Annotated in this window: 20 protein-coding genes; 8 read left to right on the forward strand and 12 right to left on the reverse strand. The window is 64.6% G+C overall.

The features are described 5' to 3' along the window. Positions 1-52: 52 nt before the first annotated feature. Positions 53-1204 carry a CaiB/BaiF CoA transferase family protein gene (locus tag FAZ69_RS21555; protein ID WP_136897127.1) on the reverse strand — a complete coding sequence of 384 codons (1152 nt, stop codon included), beginning with the start codon at positions 1202-1204 and terminating at the stop codon, positions 53-55. A gap of 8 nt (positions 1205-1212) precedes the next feature. Then, positions 1213-2163 carry a hydroxymethylglutaryl-CoA lyase gene (locus tag FAZ69_RS21560; protein WP_136897269.1) on the reverse strand — a complete coding sequence of 317 codons (951 nt, stop codon included), beginning with the start codon at positions 2161-2163 and terminating at the stop codon, positions 1213-1215. Positions 2164-2339: 176 nt separating this feature from the next. Here FAZ69_RS21560 and FAZ69_RS21565 point away from each other — a divergent pair, with 176 nt between their 5' ends. Further along, entirely contained in the window at positions 2340-3275 is a 936-nt protein-coding gene (locus FAZ69_RS21565) for a LysR family transcriptional regulator (RefSeq protein WP_136897128.1), read from the forward strand. A 2-nt stretch (positions 3276-3277) separates the two neighbouring features. Here FAZ69_RS21565 and catC read toward each other — a convergent pair whose 3' ends face one another. The 5 genes from catC to FAZ69_RS21590 all read right to left on the reverse strand — a co-directional run bounded on the left by catC (position 3278) and on the right by FAZ69_RS21590 (position 8363). Beyond that, complete coding sequence (gene catC, locus FAZ69_RS21570) at positions 3278-3568, reverse strand: muconolactone Delta-isomerase (RefSeq protein ID WP_136897129.1); 291 nt, start codon at positions 3566-3568, stop codon at positions 3278-3280. 242 nt (positions 3569-3810) lie between these two features. Then, the gene (catA, locus tag FAZ69_RS21575) at positions 3811-4722 is read right to left on the reverse strand and encodes a catechol 1,2-dioxygenase (RefSeq protein WP_136897130.1); all 912 of its coding nucleotides are present in this window, start codon (positions 4720-4722) and stop codon (positions 3811-3813) included. A 66-nt stretch (positions 4723-4788) separates the two neighbouring features. After that, positions 4789-5949, reverse strand: a complete 1161-nt coding sequence (locus FAZ69_RS21580) for a muconate/chloromuconate family cycloisomerase (protein WP_136897131.1) — start codon at positions 5947-5949, stop codon at positions 4789-4791. A 98-nt stretch (positions 5950-6047) separates the two neighbouring features. Then, positions 6048-6659, reverse strand: coding sequence for a hypothetical protein (locus FAZ69_RS21585; protein ID WP_136897132.1), 612 nt, complete (start codon positions 6657-6659; stop codon positions 6048-6050). Positions 6660-6734: 75 nt separating this feature from the next. Further along, positions 6735-8363 carry an NADP-dependent glyceraldehyde-3-phosphate dehydrogenase gene (locus tag FAZ69_RS21590; RefSeq protein ID WP_136897133.1) on the reverse strand — a complete coding sequence of 543 codons (1629 nt, stop codon included), beginning with the start codon at positions 8361-8363 and terminating at the stop codon, positions 6735-6737. A gap of 108 nt (positions 8364-8471) precedes the next feature. On the opposite strand from FAZ69_RS21590, the gene FAZ69_RS21595 reads away from it, so the two are divergent. The 3 genes from FAZ69_RS21595 (at position 8472) to FAZ69_RS21605 (ending at position 11646) form a co-directional block, all read left to right on the forward strand. Next, positions 8472-9365: a LysR family transcriptional regulator gene (locus FAZ69_RS21595; protein WP_136897134.1), complete on the forward strand. Its 894-nt coding sequence runs from the start codon at positions 8472-8474 to the stop codon at positions 9363-9365. Positions 9366-9501: 136 nt separating this feature from the next. Continuing rightward, complete coding sequence (locus FAZ69_RS21600) at positions 9502-10512, forward strand: aldo/keto reductase (RefSeq protein ID WP_136897135.1); 1011 nt, start codon at positions 9502-9504, stop codon at positions 10510-10512. A gap of 81 nt (positions 10513-10593) precedes the next feature. Next, a complete protein-coding gene (locus FAZ69_RS21605) occupies positions 10594-11646 on the forward strand; it encodes an NAD(P)-dependent alcohol dehydrogenase (RefSeq protein WP_136897136.1) in 1053 nt (350 codons plus the stop codon). A 16-nt stretch (positions 11647-11662) separates the two neighbouring features. Here FAZ69_RS21605 and FAZ69_RS21610 read toward each other — a convergent pair whose 3' ends face one another. Then, on the reverse strand, positions 11663-12457 hold the full coding sequence (locus FAZ69_RS21610) for an IclR family transcriptional regulator (RefSeq protein ID WP_136897137.1): 795 nt from the start codon (positions 12455-12457) through the stop codon (positions 11663-11665). 160 nt (positions 12458-12617) lie between these two features. Between FAZ69_RS21610 and FAZ69_RS21615 the strand changes: the two genes are divergently transcribed. From FAZ69_RS21615 to FAZ69_RS21630, 4 genes are read left to right on the forward strand one after another with little or no spacing between them, the layout of a single operon-like run. After that, positions 12618-13394, forward strand: coding sequence for an ABC transporter substrate-binding protein (locus tag FAZ69_RS21615; RefSeq protein ID WP_136897138.1), 777 nt, complete (start codon positions 12618-12620; stop codon positions 13392-13394). A gap of 4 nt (positions 13395-13398) precedes the next feature. After that, positions 13399-14055 (forward strand): amino acid ABC transporter permease, encoded by a 657-nt coding sequence (locus FAZ69_RS21620; RefSeq protein WP_136897139.1) that lies wholly within the window; start codon positions 13399-13401, stop codon positions 14053-14055. Beyond that, positions 14052-14819 (forward strand): amino acid ABC transporter ATP-binding protein, encoded by a 768-nt coding sequence (locus tag FAZ69_RS21625; RefSeq protein ID WP_136897140.1) that lies wholly within the window; start codon positions 14052-14054, stop codon positions 14817-14819. Before FAZ69_RS21620 ends, FAZ69_RS21625 begins: the two co-directional genes overlap by 4 nt. Further along, positions 14816-16111 (forward strand): NAD(P)/FAD-dependent oxidoreductase, encoded by a 1296-nt coding sequence (locus tag FAZ69_RS21630; protein ID WP_136897141.1) that lies wholly within the window; start codon positions 14816-14818, stop codon positions 16109-16111. Before FAZ69_RS21625 ends, FAZ69_RS21630 begins: the two co-directional genes overlap by 4 nt. A gap of 60 nt (positions 16112-16171) precedes the next feature. Here the strand turns inward: FAZ69_RS21630 and FAZ69_RS21635 are convergent, their stop codons facing one another. The 4 genes from FAZ69_RS21635 to FAZ69_RS21650 all read right to left on the reverse strand — a co-directional run bounded on the left by FAZ69_RS21635 (position 16172) and on the right by FAZ69_RS21650 (position 20167). After that, positions 16172-17026 carry an urea carboxylase-associated family protein gene (locus tag FAZ69_RS21635; protein ID WP_136897142.1) on the reverse strand — a complete coding sequence of 285 codons (855 nt, stop codon included), beginning with the start codon at positions 17024-17026 and terminating at the stop codon, positions 16172-16174. Between the two features lie 61 nt (positions 17027-17087). Further along, the gene (locus FAZ69_RS21640) at positions 17088-17765 is read right to left on the reverse strand and encodes a GntR family transcriptional regulator (protein ID WP_136897143.1); all 678 of its coding nucleotides are present in this window, start codon (positions 17763-17765) and stop codon (positions 17088-17090) included. Then, the gene (locus tag FAZ69_RS21645) at positions 17762-19276 is read right to left on the reverse strand and encodes an amino acid ABC transporter permease/ATP-binding protein (RefSeq protein ID WP_136897144.1); all 1515 of its coding nucleotides are present in this window, start codon (positions 19274-19276) and stop codon (positions 17762-17764) included. The genes FAZ69_RS21640 and FAZ69_RS21645 overlap by 4 nt, the downstream gene beginning before the upstream one ends. Positions 19277-19303: 27 nt before the next feature. Continuing rightward, entirely contained in the window at positions 19304-20167 is an 864-nt protein-coding gene (locus FAZ69_RS21650; RefSeq protein ID WP_136897145.1) for an ABC transporter substrate-binding protein, read from the reverse strand. Positions 20168-20186: the final 19 nt, after the last annotated feature.

Consider the following 20186-nt stretch of genomic DNA (forward strand, 5'->3'; position numbering starts at 1 on the left):
CTGAGTGTCTCCTGTATGCCACCGGTTTTCCGGTGTGCATTCATAGCGTGGGCTATTTGGTTAGCCGTGAGAGAACTTCTTCGGTGTGCTCTCCCACACGCGCCAACGGTTGACGCACGCCTGGCCGTCTGCCGCCGATGGTGATGGGCAGCAACACCACGTCTGTCGACCATCCGTCGTCGGTCTCCATCACGGCAAGCCCTCCGCTGGCCCTCAGATGCGGATCATTCAAGAGTTGCTCCGGGCGCGCGATGGGCGCATAGGGGACGCCGGCTGCTTCGAGCCTGGGCGCCAGGTCCGCCGCCTTATGGTCGCGAAGAATCGCACCAAGGCGCTCCAGCAGTTCGGGCCTTATCGCTACCCGCAAGGCGTTGGTCGCCAATCTCGGGTCGCTCGCAAGTTCAGGACATCCGAGAACGTCGCACAGTGCAATAAACTGCTTGTCGCTCACCGCGCCTATGAAGAGCTGTTCGCCGCCCGCGAGCGTAAAGACGTCGTAGACACTCCATGCCGATGCGCGCGCCGGCATCGGCATCGGAGGCTCGCCCGTCATCGCGTACTGCTGCATGTGCTGCGCGGACAGGAAGACGCAGTTTTCGAAGAGCGCGCTTTGCACTTCCTGACCTTTACCGGTGGAGTCGCGCTCGCGCAGCGCGGCCAGAACACCGATCGCGCCGAACATGCCGCCCATGATGTCGTTGACGGATGTGCCGGCGCGCAATGGCCGCCCTACGGGGCCCGTCATGTATGAAAGCCCGCCCATCATCTGCACGACCTCGTCCAATGCAAGCCGCTTCTCGTAGGGACCAGGCAAAAAGCCCTTGTGCGACGCATAGATGAGGCGGGGATAAACGCGAGAAAGCGTGTCGTAGTCAAGGCCCAGCTGGGCCATCAGGCCAGGCCGGAAATTCTCGAGCATCACGTCGCAGGAGCCGATTAGCCGGATCGCCGCATCGCGTCCGTCGGGCGTGTTCACGTCGATCACGACGCTTTTCTTGTTTCGATTGAATGAACGAAAGAATCCGATGCCCAGTCCCGGGAGCATTCGTGTCTTGTCGCCGCCCGGCGGTTCGACCTTGATCACTTCCGCACCAAGGTCCGCGAGAATCATTCCGCACGTCGGTCCCATGACCATGTGTGTGAACTCGACGACGCGTATGCCGTCGAGGGGAAGCTTCCTGTCGTTATTCGCCTGATTGCTCATCGTCTGCCTCAGACATCGATCTCGCTGACCGCGCATCGCGTCCCGGCTGTCTTCGGCAACCCGGCACGCCACAAGGAACCGTGCAGCGTTTCGTTTGGGAGCCACTCTGCGATTTTTTTGCGAAGCGCCAGTAGTGCCGGAATGTCGATACCCGTTTCAATGCCCATGTCTGCGAGCATGAACGCGAGATCCTCGCTGGACGCGTTACCGCTCGCGCCCGGGGCGTGCGGGCAGCCGCCAATCCCGGCCAGCGTCGCGTCGAAACGCGTCACACCCGTCTGCAGCGCGGCATAAACGTTGGCTAGTGCAAGGCCGCGTGTATCGTGAAAGTGCCCGCACCAGAGGCGCTCACCGGCGATATCGCGCGCCTTGTCGAAGAGTTCGCGCACTGCCGACGGACTCGCATAACCAACGGTATCCGCCAGGCTGACGCGATCGACGCCGGCATCGAGCAATGCCTGCATGCAGCGCAGAACTTCCACCTGATCGACATCGCCCTGGATCGTGCAGCCGAATGCCGTGCCGATACCGCCTTCAATCAGGGTTGCGGATCCGGCGGCGTCGCGCGCAGCGCGCATGCGGGCAACCTCGGCGATCACCTCGTCGGGAAGCTTGCGCAGGTTCGCGAGGCTGTGTTCACGGCTTGCCGAAACAGGGATGAGCATCAGATCGGCGTTCGTCTCGATCGCACGTTCGGCGCCCTTCAGGTTCGGCACGAGCACGGAAACGAAGAGACCGGGCAGCGTCTTGGCGTAAGTCACGAGTTCGGCCGTATCGGCCAACTGAGGCAGGAGCCGCGCGGGCACGAACGAGCCGACCTCGATTTCGCGTTGTCCGGCCCTGTAGGCATCCGCAATCCATTCGATCTTGCGTTCGGTGGGAAGAATGGTCCGGATGCTCTGCAAGCCGTCGCGAAGCCCGACTTCGCGAATCGTCGCGTGAGCGGGAAGGGTGGACATGGGGCTGTCTCCGTCTGGTTCCCCGGTTACGAATGCCGGGGTTGAGGCAGCCACTTTAGAGCTTCCGGAAACGCGCCAGAAGAGGTATTTTGGAAGGCAACCGTTCCGAGCCGGAATGCCACGTCTCAGGTGAGCGAGGTGCGACGGTTCAGGGCAAACCACACTCGAAGGGCAACATGCGAGACATCGACCTGAAAACGCTGCGCCTGTTCGTCGCCGTTTGCGAGTACGGGAACATCGCAAGAGCAGCGGAAGAGGCGCATATCGAGCCGTCCGCGATCAGCAAGCGTATCGGTCAACTGGAGAGCGATTTTGGGGTTTCGCTGCTGACGCGCGGGCGTCGAGGCGTCGAGACGACGCCAGCCGGCGCGGCGCTGCTCGAACAGTCGCGAGGCGTACTCTTCGCGATGGAGCGCATCACCACCGATCTTGCCGCGTTCGGTGGGGGCGTAAAGGGACGCGTAAGCATTTGCGCTTCACCGTCCGCGATCGCCGAAGCACTGCTCGACGACATCGCGTCGTTCATGCGCGAACCCACCAATCTCAACATCACGGTGGACGTGGAAGAAAGGCTTTCAGTCGATCTTGTCCGGCAGCTTCGCGAGGGCGCGGCATCTGTCGGCGTCTGCTGGGACAACGTCGATTTAGAGGGTTTGCAAATGCGGCCCTACCGGAACGATCACCTTGCTCTCGCCGTGCACTCCGCCCATCCGCTAGCGAGAAAGAAGTCGATCGCCTTCGACGAAACGCTCCCATTCGATTACGTCGGCTTGCCACCCAGCACCGCCGTCCACACGATGCTCCAGCGCGCGGCAGCGAGCGCAGGCAAGACGATCTCGTACCGCGTGATCGTGTCGAGCTTCGACGCTGCGTTCAGGGTCGTCGCGGCGGGTCTGGGTATCAGCGTACTTCCCATCGAGGTGGCCGAAACCTATCGACGGGTGCTCAATGTCCGCGTCATCCCGTTAACCGACGCTTGGGCAAACCGGCGCTTCGTTGTTTGCTTCAAGAACTTCGAGTCGCTACAGCTGGGTGCACAGCGATTGGTGGAATATCTTTGCAGACGGGCCCAACTCCCCCCAAATCGCTCAAGTGCCGCAACGCCCCCCTGATCTCAGCGCTCGTCTTCGTGAATCGACGACGGATGCCGGCACAGCGCATCCACTTCGATCTCCATGAAGCGAAAGAGCGGCAGCTGAAACAGCAATTCGTTGAGCTGAGCCGGGCTCTCCACATCGAACACGCTGAAGTTCGCGTATTGCCCGGCGATTCTCCAGAGATGCCGCCATACGCCTTCTTGCTGCAGCCTTTGCGCCATCGCTTTCTCGTCGGCGATGAGGCGCTGCGCCGTCTCGGCCGGCAAGTCCGGCGGCAGCTTAACGACCATCTTTACGTGAAATAACATCGTGCCCCCTGTCGATCTGAGTTAGCGCTTTAGCGCTTACTCAGATCCCATGCTGTGGTTGCTTGGAGTTAGTGCTTCAGCACTTACTCCAAGCCCTCAGCGGTCGACCGGAGTTAGCGCTTTAGCGCTTACTCAGATCCCATGCTGTGGTTGCTTGGAGTTAGCGCTTCAGCGCTTACTCCAAGCCCTCAGCGGTTCGTTTGCGAGGCTGCCCCACAGGTCAGCCGCGCCCTTTCCCGTTGTCAGGCGGCTTCGGCGCGAACCCGCTCCACTTCGGTCGACGGCAAGCCTTGGCGATCGTGCACCAGCGTGAAGTCGAAATCGATCAGCGCGAACTGGCCGCTGACGTCATACGGCTTGCCGGCCGCGCCCTCTTCCTTCTTCACCGCCGGCACGAGGCCCTCGCGCGTGGCGAACGCGAAGTCGTCCCACAGGTAGGGGTCGCCCTCGATGTTGATCTGCGTGGTCAGCTTGCGGAATCCGGGCGCCGACACGAAGAAGTGGATATGCGCAGGCCGATGGCCATGACGGCCCAGCGAGTCGAGCAACTGCTTCGTCTTGCCTTCCGGCGGCACGCTGTAGCCGATCGGCACCACGCTGCGGAAGCTATAGGTGCCGTCGGCGTTGGTGCGAATCGAGCGCCGCAGGTTGAAGGCGGGCTGCGAAGCGTCGAAGTACGAGTAGTTGCCCAGATGGTTCGCGTGCCACACCTCGACGAGCGCGCCCCCAACCGGCGCGCCGTCTTCGCCCAGTACGCGGCCGCGCATCACGAGCGTTTCGCCCGGCTCGTCGCCGTTGTCGAGCCGCGCATGCCCGACCGACTCCGGCGCACCGGCCACGTATAGCGGACCTTCGATCGTGCGCGGCGTGCCGCCCGCCAGCCCGGCCTTTTGCTCGGCTTCGTCGAGACGCAGGTCCAGGAAGTGCTCGAAGCCGAGGCCCGGCGCAATGAGACCGAGCTCGCCGCTCTTGCCGGCTTCGGCGAGGAAGTTGAGCGCGGCCCAGAATTCGTCGGGCTGGACGTCCAGATCCTCGATCGTGTAGAAAAGGTCGCGCACGACGCGATTGACGATCGCCCTGGTGCGTGCGTCGCCTTCGTGAGTGGCGCTTGCGTCGATCTTGTTGAGCAAAGCGTCAATGGTCTTCCTGTCCATCTGTGTCTCCTTGATTGAATCAATGTCAATGCGCTTGGGGCTGCAATATGGATGTGTGCCGTCGCGTCAGCGGCTTGCCGCCACGCTTGCGCCACGAGTCGCGTCGCGGCGCAGCCGGCCGATCCGCTCCCAATCGAGTCGAATGCCGAGTCCAGGTCCATCGGGCAGGGCCAGCGAAAAATTCTCATAGCGCAAGGGCTCGGCGAGAATCTCTTCGGTCAAGAGAAGCGGGCCGAACAGCTCCGTTCCCCACTTGAGCTCGCAGAACGTGCTGAAGAGCTGCGCCGATGCGATCGTGCCGACCGCGCCTTCGAGCATCGTCCCGCCATAAAGGTCGATGCCGGATGCGAGCGCGATCGCGGCCACGTCGGCCGCGCCCTTCAGGCCGCCCGATTGCGCGATCTTCACCGCGAAGACATCGGCGGACTTCGTGCTGGCCAATGCAAAGGCGTCGACCGGGCCATGCAGCGATTCGTCCGCCATCACCGGCACGCGCGCAAGCGCCGTGAGCCGCTTGAGCCCGCGCGGATTGCCGGTGCCGATGGGCTGCTCGACGAGATCCACGCCGGCGTCCGCGAGACGCCCGATCGCCCATACCGCCTCCGCCTCGCTCCACGCCTGGTTGACATCGACGCGCACCTCGGCGCGGCCGCCGAGCGCCGACTTGATCGCGGCGACATGCGCGACGTCGTCCGCGACGGCGCGCGCGCCGATCTTGAGCTTGAAGATGCGATGGCGTTTCTTGTCGAGCATCGTTTGCGCTTCGTCGATATCGCGCTGCGTGTCGCCGCTCGCGAGCGTCCACGCGACTTCCACCGCATCGCGCACGCGCCCGCCGAACAGCTCCGAGAGCGGCACGCCGGCGCGTTGCGCCTGTGCGTCGTAGAGCGCGGTTTCCAGCGCGCACTTCGCGAAGCGATTGCCTTGGAACAGCGTGCGCAGGCGCTTCATCGCCGCGCCCGGACGCGTGGCGTCCATGCCTTTGAGCGTCGGCGCGAAGTAGGTGTCGATGTTGGTCTTGATGCTTTCGGGGCTTTCCTCGCCATAGGCGAGCCCGCCGATCGTCGTCGCCTCACCCCAGCCTGTTATACCGTCAGAGCATTGAACACCGACGAGCACCAGGGTCTGGCAATGCATCGTCGCGACCGACAGCTTGTGCGGGCGGATCGTGGGGACGTCGACGAGAATCGTCTCGACGGCATCGATTTTCAAAGGGGTTGCAGACATGCGGCTTGCTCCTGTCTCATGCAGACCATACTAAGAGCCGCAAGCGAATCGGTCCAACACCGATTCGGTCTGCATTCATACCTTATAGGTATGCAAGGTTACCGGCACGCCGGGTCGTTCTTGTGTTCGCGGCACCAGTCTTCGGGACGCCATTGTCCGAACGTCACCGGATGCTTGCTGTCGGCCTTGGTGACCTTGGCAGGGTCTGCTTGCAGCGCATCGCCATTCGGATCGTCGCCCAAATGCGAGCTTTGCACGATTTCCTTGTGGAACAGCCAGTCGCGCCGTCCGGCGTCGTAATGGAACGTGATGTAGTCGCTCCAATGCTGGCCGCACGCCACTTCGTTTTGAACCGTAAAGTAACGGTCCTTGATCGCGAGCCCGCTGTCGCCGTTATCGGTGAAGGGGTCGCACTGCAGGGCATCGTCGGCGTGCATCACGACCGCATCGTTTCGCGCCGCAAGTTTGAACGTGCCGCCGGGATTTTGCGTGACGATCAAAAGCGGGCGAGGCGACGGCTCGCCGCGCGTGTCGACGTGTCGATGCACGACCACCAGATAGCCGGGCCGCTTGCCGTCGTCGAGCGGGCCTGCCGCATAGCTCAGCACCTCGAAGCCCTTCGGGATGAGCTTGACGACCTCAGGCGGCAATCCGGCCGCCAGCACCACGCTCGACGCAAGCAATCCGATCGTGAACACAATACGTTTCATCAGCGCCCTCAAAATCGCAAAGGGCCGTCGCCAAGCAACGGCCCTTTGCATCGACACGGCATCAAAGCGCCGAAGTCAAAGAATGAACCCAGTGTTGATGAACTTCGACTGATGCTCGTTGACGATCGCATCGAGCAAGGCCTTGCTCGCATCGGTTTCCTTTGCCGCGACCATCGAACGGATCGAGAAGCAGCGCAGCGCATCGGTCACCGACAACGTGCCTTCGGCAGAATCCTTGCGCCCCGCGAACGGGAACGTATCGGGACCGCGCTGGCATTGGCAGTTCAGGTTCACGCGGCACACCTGGTTGACGAGCGGATCGACGAGCGCGCCGATCTGCGCCGGGTTCTGTCCGAAGATGCTCACCTGCTGGCCGTGGTCCGACGTGATCACGTAGTCGAGCGCGGTCTCGAGATCGTCGAACGGCGCGACCGGAATCAACGGCCCGAACTGCTCTTCGCGATAGAGCATCATGCCTTCGCTCACCGGGTAGACGACGGCCGGATAGAACAGCGTCTTGCAGAACACGCCGCCGCCTTCGTTGACCACGCTCGCGCCCTTGGCTTTGGCGTCGTCGATGGCCGCGGTCATGTATGCCGTGCGATGCATGCCGGGCAGCGGCGTGATATTCACGCCCGCCTCCCACGGCATGCCGAACTTGAGCTTGGCCAATTCCTCGACGAAGCGCTTGATGAACGGCTCGACGATCGAGCGATGCACGAGCAGCATCTTGAGCGCCGTGCAACGCTGCCCGTTGAACGACAGCGCGCCGAGCAGGCACTCCTTCACGGTCAGCTCGAGATCGGCATCGGGCAGCACGATCGCGGCGTTCTTCGCGTCGAGCCCGAGAATCGCGCGCAGCCGGTGCGACTTCGGATGCTGCTTCTTCAAGTGATCGGCGACCTTGCTCGAACCGATCAGGGCGAGCACGTCGATCTTGCCCGAGGCGAGCATATGCGGCACCACGACCGCGCCCGGCGCGTAGATCGTATTGATCACGCCCTTGGGGAACGCGGTGCGGAACGCTTCGAGCAGCGGCTCGAACAGCAGCGTGCCGTATTGCGGCGGCTTGAACACCACCGTGTTGCCCATCAGCAGGGCGGGGATCAGCGTGGCGAACGTCTCGTTGAGCGGATAGTTGTACGGCCCCATGCAGAGCACGACGCCCAGCGGCGCACGCCGGATCTGGCCGATCGTGTGCTCGTTGATGACGAAGCGCGAGTTGCTGTTGTCGAGATCCTTGAGCGCGTCGATCGTCTGCAGCATGTAGGTGACCGTGCGATCGAACTCCTTGGCCGAATCGGCCGCGCTCTTGCCGATCTCCCACATGATGAGGTTGACGATCTCCCTGCGCCGCCCAACCATTTGCCGGATGAAATCCTGCATGCACGCGATGCGCTGCGCCACCGTCATCGTCGGCCACTCGCCGCGGCCGTGGTCGTAGGCGCGCACGGCCGCATCGAGCGCGGCATCGCTCTCGGGCTCGCCCATCACGGGGTAGCTGCCGATCTCCACCTGCTCGACCTCGCCAGCCGCCGTACGCACGCAGACCGGCGAAAGCACCGTCTTGCACTGGCCCTCCCACGGACGCAATTCGCCATCGACGAGCGACACACGTTGATGGATCGGCGACGGCAGGCTTGCCTGCTCCGGCACTTTGTCCGCTTCGGGAAACAACTGCTTCAAGTCGTCAAACGTGATCATGGGGACGCTCCTCGTGAAGGTTGCCGGACTTCGAGCAATGCTACTGCCAAAGCAAAGGCGCACGCCAGGGTGATAGGATCGGCGCACTCATATGACATGGATTCGCCGATGCCGCGCGAGAACTTCAACGACCTGCTGGCGTTCATCGCCGTCGCACGCGAACGCAGCTTTACGCGCGCCGCCGCGCAGCTCGGCGTGTCGCAATCGGCGCTGAGCCACACGGTTCGCGCGCTCGAGACCCGTCTCGGCGTGCGCCTCTTGACGCGCACCACGCGCAGCGTCTCCCCCACCGAGGCGGGCGAGCGTCTGCTCCTTGCGCTGGCGCCCCGCTTCGAGGAGATCGAAACCGAGCTGGCCGCCGTGAGCGAGATGCGCGACAAGCCGGCGGGCACGGTCCGCATCACCGCGATCGACTACGTGATCAAGACCATCCTCTGGCCGAGACTGTCGAAGCTGCTGCGCAACTACCCCGACATCAAGGTCGAGTTCGTCAACGAATACGGGCTGACCGACATCGTCGCAGAACGATATGACATCGGCGTGCGTCACGGCGACCAGGTCGCCAAGGACATGATCGCCGTGCGCATCTCGCCCGACGTGCGCATGGCGATCGTCGGCGCGCCTTCCTACTTGAAGAAACACCCGGCGCCGGTCAAGCCCGAAGAGCTTGTCGCGCATGACTGCATCAATCTGCGCTTGCCGACGCGCGGCTCGCTCTACGCGTGGGAGCTCAAGAAGGGCAAGCGCGCGCTGCAAGTGCGCGTCGACGGCCAGTTGATCTTCAACGGCACTTACCACATGCTCGATGCGGCGCTGGCCGGATTCGGCCTCGCTTACTTGCCGGCGGACCTGGTCGAGCCGCATGTCGCCGCCGGACGCCTCAGACGGGTGATGGAAGATTGGGTCGCGACCTTCCCCGGCTACCACGTCTATTACCCGAGCCGCCGCCAGTCTTCGCGTGCGCTGGCCCTCGTGATCGACGCACTGCGCTACCGGCCTTGAGCGCCATGAGCGCATCACTCATGAATGCTGCTCATAACCACATGCGGTTTGTCGGGCTTTATCGCCGAAGGCCATCGTCCTTAACATCTCCGGCGTGAACGAACGGCAGGCGCAAGCCTGCATGGAGATACAGACGATGGATTACCGCTACCTGGGCCGCAGCGCCCTCAAGGTGTCGCCGCTGTGCCTGGGCGCCATGATGTTCGGCGGCGAGACCGATGAGCCCACCGCCAAGCGCATCATCGACAAAGCCTTCGATCAAGGCATCAACTTCATCGACACCGCCGACGTCTATCACGCCGGCCGTTCCGAGGAAATCGTGGGCCGCGCGATCGCGAGCCGCCGCGACCGCTGGGTCGTCGCGACGAAATTCGGCTTCCCGGCCGGGCCAGGCGCGGAACCGAACGAGCAAGGCCAGTCGCGCAAGTGGATCCACCAGTCCGTCGACGCGAGCCTGAAGCGCCTCGGCACCGACTACGTCGACATCCTCTACTTCCACCGCGCGCTCACCGATGCGCCGATGGAAGAAGGCGTGCGCGCCGTCGGCGACCTGATCCGCCAGGGCAAGGTGCGCTATTTCGGCGTGTCGAACTTTCGCGGCTGGCGCATCGCCGAGATCGTGCGGCTGGCGGATCAGCTCGGCATCGACCGTCCGGTTGCGAGCGAGCCGCTCTACAACATGGTCGACCGCACTGCGGAAGTCGAGCACCTGCCGGCCGCCGCTCACTACGGCGTAGGCGTCGTGCCGTATAGCCCGCTCGCGCGCGGCGTGCTCACCGGCAAGTACGCCGTCGATGCGCCGCCGCCCGCCGGCTCGCGCGCCGGCCGCGGCGACAAGCGCATCCAGCAGACGGAATGGCGTCCGGAGTCGCTTGCCGTCGCACAGAAGGTTGCGGCGCACGCGGCGGCGCGCGGCACGACGTCGATTGCCTTTGCGCTCGCATGGGTGCTCAAGAACCGCCTCGTCAGTTCCACCATCGCCGGACCGCGCACGGAAGCGCACTGGGACAGCTACGTCGATGCGCTGAAACTCCGGCTCGATGCGGAAGACGAGCAGTTCGCAGACAGCCTCGTATCGCCAGGACATGCCTCGACGCCCGGCTATACCGACCCCGGATATCCGATCGAAGGCAGACCAAGCAAGTAATCGGAACTTCAACTATGCTCCACGGCGCGCGCTTCTTCGAAAGCAGCGCCTCTCGGCATTTTTCTCTCAGCTGGAGACTTCATGAACACGACCCATGCCTATGCCGCCGCCGACGCAAAGTCGCCGCTGGCTCCTTTTGAATTCAAGCGTCGCGATCTGCGCGACCACGATGTGCAGATGGACGTGCTGTTCTGCGGCGTCTGCCACTCGGATCTGCACACCGCTCGCAACGAGTGGAAAAACGCCGTGTATCCGGTGGTTCCCGGCCATGAGATCGTCGGCCGCGTGACGGCGATCGGTCCGGAAGTGACGAAGTACAAGGTGGGCGACCTGGTCGGCGTGGGCTGCCTCGTCGATTCGTGCCGCACGTGCGCGAGCTGCGCCGAAGGCCTCGAGCAGTATTGCGAAAATGGTTTCGTCGGCACGTATAACGGCCCGGATCGCATCACGGGCGAGAACACTTACGGCGGCTACTCGACCAATCTCGTCGTCGACGAAGAGTTTGTGCTGCGCGTGCCGCCTAATCTCGATCCTGCCGGCGTCGCACCGCTTCTGTGCGCGGGCATCACGACCTACTCGCCGCTGCGCACCTGGGGTGCGGGTCCGGGCAAGAAAGTGGGCATCGTCGGCCTCGGCGGCCTCGGACACATGGGCGTGAAGCTCGCGCATGCGATGGGCGCGCACGTCGTGTTGTTCACGACGTCCGCCTCGAAAGTCGAAGACGCGAAGCGCCTCGGCGCAGACGAAGTGGTGATCTCGAAGAACGCCGGCGAGATGGCCGCGCATGCCAACAGCTTCGACCTGATCGTCAACACGGTGGCGGCGCAGCACGACCTGAACCCGTTCATCGGCCTGCTCAAGCGCGACGGCACGCTCACGCTCGTCGGCGCGCCGGAGCACGATCATCCGTCGCCGCAGGTGTTCAACCTGATCTTCAAGCGCCGCCGTCTCGCGGGCTCGCTGATCGGCGGCATCGCCGAGACGCAGGAGATGCTCGATTTCTGCGGCGAGCACGGCATCACCGCCGACATCGAGATGATCCCGATGCAGAAGATCAACGACGCCTACGAGCGCATGCTCAAGAGCGACGTGAAGTACCGCTTCGTCATCGATCTGGATTCGCTGCGCAAGTAATCGGCAACGCAGTCCATCACTCCAGCGTGCGGATCGAATTGCTGATTCCGCGCGCGCAATCGATCACCGCCGGCGCAAGCCGCTGCTGCGCTTCCTCGAAGCTCCAGCGGCTCGTCGGCGCCACCACGTGCACGGCCGCCACCGGCCGCCCCTGGCTTCCCAGCACCGGCGCCGCGATCGTCATGTCGCCGATGAACAGCTCTTCGCGATTGGTCGCGTAGCCGTTGCGGCGCGCGTCGGCCAGTTGCGCCTCGATCGCCTCCAGGCTCGTCAGCGTGCGCGGCGTGAACGTTCTCAACTCCATCAGTTGCAAGCGCGCGCTCGCTTCATCGGGCGGCAGCGCGCTCAAGTACGCACGCCCCGACCCCGTGCAGAACATCGGAATCCGGCTGCCGATCGGCATGTGGATCGGCACGAACTTCGTCGACACGAAACGCGCGACATACACCATCTCGTCGTCGTCGGGCTCGGTCAGGTTCGTGGTCTCGCCGGTCAGGTTGGTGAGCTCCGAGAGAAACGGATTGGCGACGTCGATCAGCGTATCCGCCGCCAGATAGTTGAAGCCGATCTGCATCACGCGCGGCGTGAGCTGGTAGCGCCGCGTGAGCGGATGCTTTCTCACGTAGCCGAGCTTTTCGAGCGTATAGATCATGCGCTGCGCCGAGCTCTTCGTGATCGACGTCGCCTCGGCGACCTCCGCGAGCGTCATCGTGCGCCGCTTCGCGCTGAACGCGCGCAGCACAGCGAGCCCTTTTTCGAGCGACTGGTTGAAGAGGAGATCGGTGGAGGTGTCGTCGGCAGGCGCGCCCATGGTCAGTCCGATTGAGTTCGATTCCCCATCATATCGTATCGAATATCGATACACAAAAATCTTCTTGCGATTTTTTTGACTCGTATACCATCGAATCACGGTCGAAATTGGCCAGCTGGCGGCTAGCCCTGTGCCCCTGTCCCTCACTGTGGAGATTCGTATGGTTCCGTTCGTCAAGCGCGTCGCCGGCCTCGCCGCCGGCCTTGCAACCAGCCTTCTGATCGCCGCCGCGCCAGGGATGGCCGCGGGCGCCGAGCCGACCTACAAGGTTGGCGCGACGGCCACGGGCGTGCCGTTCACGTTCCTCGACGTGAAGTCGGGCGCGATCCAGGGAATGATGGTCGACGCGATCACGACGGCGGGCAAGGAAGCGGGCTTCCAGGTCGACGTGCAGCAGAGCGTGTTCTCCGCGCTGATCCCTTCGCTGACCACGCAGAAGATCGACATCATCTCGGCTGCGATGCTCAAGACGCCCGCGCGCCAGCAGATCGTCGATTTCTCCGACACCGTCTACTCGTACGGCGAAGGGCTCATGGTGAAGGCCGACGACACCGGCCACTACGCGTCGATGGACGACCTCAAGGGCCAGGTGGTCGGCGCGCAGGTAGGCACCGCCTTCGTCGACGCGCTGAACAAGAAAGGCATCTTCAAGGAAGTGCGCACTTACGATTCGGTGGCCGACATCATGCGCGATGTCGCGCTCGGCCGGATCAAGGCCGGCTTCGGCGACCAGCCGATCATCGCGTACCAGCTCGAGCACGGCGCGAATGCGCAGGTGCGCCTCGTGAAGGAATACCAGCCGACGGTCAAGGGCCAGGTCTGCTTCGTCGTGCGCAAGGGCGACGCCGCCACGCTCGACCAGCTCAACACCGCGATCCGCAAGATGAAGACCGACGGCTCGCTGCAAGCGATCCTGCAGAAATGGCACATGGAGTGACGCGATGTTCCTGCAGAACGCCATCGAGTTTCTGCCGCTGCTGCTGAAGGGCGCCATTGTCACGGTCGAGATCACGATCTGCTCGTTCGTGCTCAGCTCGGTGCTCGGGCTGATTCTCGCGCTCTTGAAGGTGTCGAAGCATCGCGCGGTGTCCGTTGCGGGCAGCACGGTGGTCAACCTGATCCGCGGTCTGCCGATCATCGTGCAGCTCTTCTACATCTACTTCGTGCTGCCCGACATGGGCATCCAGCTCTCGGCGCTCCAGGCGGGCGTGATCGGGCTCGGCATCGCCTACTCCGCCTATCAGGCCGAGAACTTCCGCGCGGGCATCGAAGCGATCGACCACGGGCAGATCGAGGCGGCGCAATCGATCGGGATGAAAGGCCCGCTCATCATGCGCCGCGTGGTGCTGCCGCAGGCGTTCAGGATCGCGCTGCCGCCGTACGGCAACACGCTCGTGATGATGCTCAAGGATTCGTCGGTCGCCTCGACGATCACCGTGGCCGAGATGACGCGCGCGGGCCAGCTGATCGCGTCGTCGACGTTCCAGAACATGACGGTGTTCACGCTCGTCGCCCTGCTCTATCTGGTGCTGAGCCTGCCGCTGATGTTCGGCGTGAACCGGCTCGAAAGCATGTTCGGCGTGAGGAAGACGCGATGATCGAGATCCACGCGGTACACAAGCGCTTTCACGACCACGAGGTGCTCAAGGGCGTGAGCCTCACGGTGAACGCGGGCGAGGTGGTGTGCCTGATCGGGCCGTCGGGCTCGGGCAAATCGACGCTGCTTCGCTGCATCAACGGCCTCGAAACCTACGACGGAGGCGCGATCACGATCGCGGGCATGCGCGTCGACACGCGCGCGAAGAACATTCACGAGCTGCGCATGCGGGTCGGCATGGTGTTTCAGCGCTTCAACCTGTTCCCGCATCGCACGGCGCTCGAAAACGTGATGGAAGGTCCGGTGTTCGTGAAGCGCGTTCCGCCGGCGCAAGCGCGCGAGCAGGCGCGGCAGCTGCTCGACAAGGTCGGCCTCTCGCATCGCATGAACGCGTATCCGGCCGAGCTGTCCGGCGGCCAGCAGCAGCGCGTCGCGATCGCGCGGGCGCTCGCGATGGAGCCGCAGGCGATCCTGTTCGACGAGCCGACTTCCGCGCTCGATCCCGAGCTCGTCGGCGAAGTGCTCAACGTGATGCGCGCGCTCGCGCGCGACGGCATGACGATGATCGTCGTCACGCACGAGATGGGCTTCGCGCGCGAGGTCGCGGACCGCGTCTCTTTCCTGCACGGCGGCGCGATCTGCGAAAGCGGCGCGGCGCGCGACGTGCTAGGCAAGCCGCAGCATCCGCGCACGCAGGAGTTCCTGCGCCGGCTTCTCACCTCCGGCGGTGCACATACTGCCGCCGCAAGCGCTGATCCAACATGAGCGAAGTCACAGCAGACGCCGCGCTGCCCGCTTCGCTGTGGGCCGCGACGGCTTCTGCCGCGCCCCCTGCGCCGCCCTTGCGCGATTCGAAACACGTCGACGTGGCGATCGTCGGCGCCGGCTTCACGGGCCTCTCGACAGCCTTGCATCTGGCCGAACGCGGCGTGAGCGTCTGCGTGCTCGATGCGGCGCAGCCGGGCTGGGGCGCATCGGGCCGCAACGGCGGGCAAGTGATCCCCGGCCTCAAATACGACCCTGAGGAACTCGTCGCGCGCTACGGTGAGGCGGCGGGCAACCTGCTCGTCGACACGATCGGGCGCGCGGCCGATACCGTGTTCGATTTGATCGATCGATACCAGATCGACTGCGATGCGCGGCAGCGCGGCTGGATACAGCCGGCGCCGTCGGGCAAGACACTCGAAGCGGTCACGAAGCGCGCACGTCAGTGGGAAGCGCGCGGCGTGCCGGTGGAATTGCTCGACGCCGCGCAAGTCTCGCAGCGGCTCGGCACGCGCAGCTATGCGGGCGGCTGGGTCGATCCGCGCGCCGGCAGCATCCAGCCGCTCAGCTATGTGCGCGGCCTCGTGCGCGCGGCGCAAAACCTCGGCGCCGCCGTGCACGGCGGCACGCCGGTCGCGGCGCTATCGCGCGCCGAGGGCGCGTGGCGCATCGCGACGGCGGGCGGCGCGACGATCTACGCCGAGAAGGTTGTGATCGCAACCAATGGCTACAGCGGCTCGCTATGGCCTGGCCTGCGGCAATCGGTGATCGCGGCGAACAGCTTCATCGTCGCCACGAAACCGCTCGCGCCGGAAATCGGCGACGGCATCCTGCCCGGCGGCGAAGTGGCGTCCGACTCGCGCCGCCTGCTGCTCTACTTCCGCCGCGATGCGCAAGGCCGCTTGCTCATGGGCGGCCGCGGCCCGTTCCGCGAGCCGCGCGCGGCGAGCGACTGGGCGCATCTGGAGCGCGCCGCCGCGTTGATGTATCCGCAACTCAAAGGCGTCGAATACGAATATCGATGGGCGGGGCGCGTCGCGATCACGGCGGATTTCCTGCCGCACGTTCATGAGCCGGCTCCGGGACTCGCGATCGCACTCGGCTACAACGGCCGGGGGATCGCGATGGCAACGACGCTCGGCAAGCATCTCGCCGCGCGCCTGTGCGGCGACGCCGGCACGCCGTTTCCGTTTGACGTCACGCCGATCCGGCCGATTCCGCTGCATGGGTTGCAGCGGTTCTATATCGGGGCCGGGGTCGCGTGGTACCGGCTGCTCGATATGCTCTCGTGAGGGTGGCAAGGAGCGCGCGACCGATCGTTGCGCGCGCACCTTTCGTCTTCCCGGCAGGTCTCAGCAGCACGTCTTCCAATCGGGCACATCGACCTTCAGCCCGTGCAGCCCCCGATACGCGGCCACCTCCGGCGACTTCCACCCATCGAGCAATTCCGGCGCGAGCCGGTAGACCTCGATGCCGAGCGGCCGGCACACTTCGAGCGGATCGCGCGCATCCGGCCCCCACATCGGCAGCGACAAGTCGCCGCCCGGGCACGTCGAAAGCGCGCACAGCAAATCGATTTCCGCAAAAAACTCCAGGTAGTCGCCCTTCTTCGCCGGGCAAGCCTTCATGAAGTACTGGTCGTCCTGATTGAGGCCCGTGCACTGGAAGACGTTCAGCACGTCGTGCACGTCGAACTCTGTGAGACCGTATGGCAGGATCGCGCGCGTCAAGTTCGAATGGCAGTGGAAATGAAAATCCTCGCCCGTCAGCATCCGGTTCACGTACGGATCGCATCGCGTGCCGAGCAGGTCGTGCACGCGGCCGCCGTGCTCGTCGATGCCGTAGCCGGCGAGGGAATCGTCGGTGATGGTCACCATCGGGCGCAGGAACGGCAGCGTCGACCACAGGCGGTCGAACGTGCTCACGTGCGCCTGCTGCAATTGCCGCGTGCGCGACGCCCAGAAGCGCTCGCGCGGATTGTGGAGATTCCACATGTTGAGGTCGGCGACCTGGGGACCTTCGATCGTGACGATCCGGAACACGTGACCGGCCGGCACTGTCCACGCCTGGCCCGAGCGGATCGGCACGACGATCGATTCGACGAGCGTGCGCGTCTCGTGCCGCGACGCGATGCGGCGGTAGAAGTCGCGGTCCACGTCGAGCGCGGAGCCCTTGGTGACTTGATAGGCGGCAGGATAGTTGAGCATGTTCGATGTCCTTGTCGGGGGAAAAGCGCAACGCGCAACACCTACCGCAACGTTGCAGAAATCAGAGCAAATCGAGCAGCGCATCCTCGGAGCGCTTGAGGTAATCGGTCAGGCGCGCCGTCGCGCGCTTCCTTTCGCCGGCCGCGAGCAGCTCCAGGATCTGCCGGTCGCGCTCGACCCATGGCGTCTGGAAGCGCGCCTCGTCGGGCGCGACGGCGAACATCAGCCGCAGCTGCGCGAGGATCGTGCGGAAGAACTGGTCGATGAGCGGGCTGCCCAGCAGCTCGACGATGTGCTGATGAAAGATCAGGCTGTGCGTGCCGACACTGCGCCAGTCCTCGCGCAACACCGCAGCCTCCGACGACTCGCACGCTTCGAACATCGCCTGCAGGACGCTGGCGTCGGGCGTGTCGGGCTGTGCCACCGCCTGCAGCTCGAGCGCGCGCCGCACGCGAAAGATGTCGCGCACGTCGGCGCGCGTGAGCGTGCGCACGACCACGCCGCGATGCCGGTAATGCACCGCGAGCCCTTCGCGGCAGAGCTGGCGCAGCGCCTCGCGCAACGTGTTGCGCGACACGTCGTAGCGATTCGTCAGATCGTTCTCGACGAGCGCCGTGCCCGGCGCGAGGTTGCCCTGGATGATCTCGTCCCGGATCTGCGCAACGATGCGATCAGTGACGGAGAGTTCGGATTGGACCGCGGCGTCGGCCACGGAAGGCGTCGAATCGGCTGGCGTCATGCGAAGTGAACGTCCTTGAGAAAGCGGGAGATACGGGAATCCTTGTCGAGCGCCACCAGGCTTTCCGGTGGCGTATCCGACACGATCGTACCGCTTTCCAGGAACACGACGCGATCCGAAATCCGCAGTGCGAACTTGATCTCGTGCGTGACGATCACCATCGTCATGCCTTCCTTCGCGAGCTGCTCGATGACCTTGAGGACTTCGGCGACAAGCTCGGGGTCGAGCGCCGAGGTCGGCTCGTCGAACAAAACGATGGACGGCCGCATCGCGAGCGCACGCGCAATCGCGACGCGCTGCTGCTGCCCGCCCGAGAGTTGATGCGGATACTTGTGCGCGTGCGCGGCCAGGCCCACCTTGGCGAGCAGCTGCATGCCGAGCGCGCGCAGCTCGCTCGCACTGCCGCGTCCGTGATAGCGCGGCGCGAGGGTCACGTTGTCGAGCACGGTGCGATGCGCGAACAGGTTGAAGCTCTGGAACACCATGCCGATATCGACGATGCCGCGCATGTGATCGCGCGAAGACACGCGTTTGCGGCCGCCGCGCTCGCCCCAGAGGAACGGCGCGCCGTGCAGGCGGATTTCGCCGTCGTCGAGCGTTTCGAGGCCGTTCAAGGTGCGGATCAGCGAGGTCTTGCCCGAGCCTGACGGCCCGATCAGCGAGACCACTTCGCCCGCGCGCACCGTGAGATCGATCCCCTTGAGCACTTCGTGATCGCCGTAGCGCTTGCGGATGCAGGCGGCCTCCAGCGCGACGCCATTGCGGCTCGAGGCGGCGAGCGGCGCGTCCGCGCCGGCGGCGAGTTCGACGGCTTCCGTCCCGAGCGCCGCCGGCTTGCGGCGCGTCACGTCGAGACGCTTCTCCAGCGCCTTCAGCAGATGCCCGAACACGGTGACGATCAGCACGTAGTAGAAGGAGACGGCCAGCATCGTCTCCAGCACCTTGAAGTTCTGCGTATAGAACCGTTCGCCGACGAGCAGGATCTCGGCCAGCGAGATCACCGACACGAGCGAGGTCAGCTTGACGATCGTGACGTACTCGTTGACGAGCGCGGGCAGCGCGACACGAAACGCCTGCGGCATCACGATCAGCCGCTGCAGGCCCGCATAGCGCAAGCCCAGCGCCTTGCCGGCTTCGACCTGCCCTTTCGCGACCGCGAGCAGCCCGCCGCGATGAATCTCGGCGATATAGGCCGCTTCGCTGATCGAAAGCGCGATCAAGCCGGCGAAGAACGGATTCGACAGCACGCCGCTCGCCGCCGGCGCCACCTGCGGCAGGTTGAACACGAAGATCAGCAGCACGAGCAGCGGCAGGCTGCGGAAGAACCAGACGTAGGCGGTGCAGGCAAGACGCAGCGGCGCGATGGCCGATTGCTTGCCGAGCGCCAGCAGGAAGCCCGCGACGATGCCGATCAGCCAGGCTGCGAGACTCAGCTCGACGACGAGCCACGACGCCGACCAGAACGCCCGGTCGGCGAGCAGCGAGAACGCATAGTGCCAATCGAAGATCATCGCGCTTCCTTGCTTCGCCGGCCTGCGTTATTGCACGGCCGCGCCGAGCGCCTGCGCGGCTTCCGCGCCCGTCGGCTCCGCCACGTTGTACTGCTTGAGCAGCGCCGCGTATTCACCGCTTTGGCGCATCTCGCCGAGCGCCTCTTTGAGCGCGGCGAACAGCGCCGGATCGCTCTTGGGCACGCCAAGGCCGACCACCACCGGGAACAGCTGCGTCGCCGAGGTGATCGCCAGCCGCCCGTTCATCTTGTCGACGGTCATCTTGGCGACGGCGGAATCCTCGAATTGCGCATCCACCGCGTGCGCGAGCAGCGCCTGCGCGGCCTGCGGCGAGGTCTCGAACTCGCGCACGTCGATTGCGGCCAAGCCCTTCGGCGCGCACACATCCTTGCTGACGGCTGCAAGCTTCGGAATCCAGGACGCGCCCTTGATCGACCCGACGCGCTTGCCGCAGAGATCGTCGGGCGTGGCGGGCTTGAACGCGCCGCCCGCGAGCGCCATCAACGAGCCGCCGGTCTTGAAGTACGGCACGAAGTCGATCTGCTTCGCGCGCTCGGGCGTCACGTAGAGCGCCGACGCGATCACGTCGATACGCTTCGAATTGATGCTCAGGATCAGGTTGGCGAAGCGCGTATCGACGAATACGGGCTTGAGCTGCAGATGGGCGGCGAGCTTGGCCATGAAGTCGGGGTCGAGGCCTGCCGGCTTGTCGCCATTCATGAACGCGTACGGCGGGTAGGTCAGGTCGGAGCCGATCGTGAGCGCGCCGGCGGCGATCGTCGGCGGCGCGGCGGCCTCGGCGGGCAGGCAAGGGACGACAAGAGCGACGGCGAAAACCGCGGCGGCGCTGCGCGCAAGGCGCGAAAGGTGCAAAAGGGAGGATGAACGCATGGTCGTGACGGGCTGTTAG

Source organism: Trinickia terrae (genome assembly GCF_005144415.1).
Lineage (GTDB): Bacteria > Pseudomonadota > Gammaproteobacteria > Burkholderiales > Burkholderiaceae > Trinickia_A > Trinickia_A terrae.

Bases quoted from the DNA above. Each gene is read 5' to 3' on its own strand.
- FAZ69_RS21555 (WP_136897127.1), bottom strand. From the start codon at position 1,204: ATGAGCAATCAGGCGAATAACGACAGGAAGCTTCCCCTCGACGGCATA.
- FAZ69_RS21560 (WP_136897269.1), bottom strand. From the start codon at position 2,163: ATGTCCACCCTTCCCGCTCACGCGACGATTCGCGAAGTCGGGCTTCGC.
- FAZ69_RS21565 (WP_136897128.1), top strand. From the start codon at position 2,340: ATGCGAGACATCGACCTGAAAACGCTGCGCCTGTTCGTCGCCGTTTGC.
- catC (WP_136897129.1), bottom strand. From the start codon at position 3,568: ATGTTATTTCACGTAAAGATGGTCGTTAAGCTGCCGCCGGACTTGCCG.
- catA (WP_136897130.1), bottom strand. From the start codon at position 4,722: ATGGACAGGAAGACCATTGACGCTTTGCTCAACAAGATCGACGCAAGC.
- FAZ69_RS21580 (WP_136897131.1), bottom strand. From the start codon at position 5,949: ATGTCTGCAACCCCTTTGAAAATCGATGCCGTCGAGACGATTCTCGTC.
- FAZ69_RS21585 (WP_136897132.1), bottom strand. From the start codon at position 6,659: ATGAAACGTATTGTGTTCACGATCGGATTGCTTGCGTCGAGCGTGGTG.
- FAZ69_RS21590 (WP_136897133.1), bottom strand. From the start codon at position 8,363: ATGATCACGTTTGACGACTTGAAGCAGTTGTTTCCCGAAGCGGACAAA.
- FAZ69_RS21595 (WP_136897134.1), top strand. From the start codon at position 8,472: ATGCCGCGCGAGAACTTCAACGACCTGCTGGCGTTCATCGCCGTCGCA.
- FAZ69_RS21600 (WP_136897135.1), top strand. From the start codon at position 9,502: ATGGATTACCGCTACCTGGGCCGCAGCGCCCTCAAGGTGTCGCCGCTG.
- FAZ69_RS21605 (WP_136897136.1), top strand. From the start codon at position 10,594: ATGAACACGACCCATGCCTATGCCGCCGCCGACGCAAAGTCGCCGCTG.
- FAZ69_RS21610 (WP_136897137.1), bottom strand. From the start codon at position 12,457: ATGGGCGCGCCTGCCGACGACACCTCCACCGATCTCCTCTTCAACCAG.
- FAZ69_RS21615 (WP_136897138.1), top strand. From the start codon at position 12,618: ATGGTTCCGTTCGTCAAGCGCGTCGCCGGCCTCGCCGCCGGCCTTGCA.
- FAZ69_RS21620 (WP_136897139.1), top strand. From the start codon at position 13,399: ATGTTCCTGCAGAACGCCATCGAGTTTCTGCCGCTGCTGCTGAAGGGC.
- FAZ69_RS21625 (WP_136897140.1), top strand. From the start codon at position 14,052: ATGATCGAGATCCACGCGGTACACAAGCGCTTTCACGACCACGAGGTG.
- FAZ69_RS21630 (WP_136897141.1), top strand. From the start codon at position 14,816: ATGAGCGAAGTCACAGCAGACGCCGCGCTGCCCGCTTCGCTGTGGGCC.
- FAZ69_RS21635 (WP_136897142.1), bottom strand. From the start codon at position 17,026: ATGCTCAACTATCCTGCCGCCTATCAAGTCACCAAGGGCTCCGCGCTC.
- FAZ69_RS21640 (WP_136897143.1), bottom strand. From the start codon at position 17,765: ATGACGCCAGCCGATTCGACGCCTTCCGTGGCCGACGCCGCGGTCCAA.
- FAZ69_RS21645 (WP_136897144.1), bottom strand. From the start codon at position 19,276: ATGATCTTCGATTGGCACTATGCGTTCTCGCTGCTCGCCGACCGGGCG.
- FAZ69_RS21650 (WP_136897145.1), bottom strand. From the start codon at position 20,167: ATGCGTTCATCCTCCCTTTTGCACCTTTCGCGCCTTGCGCGCAGCGCC.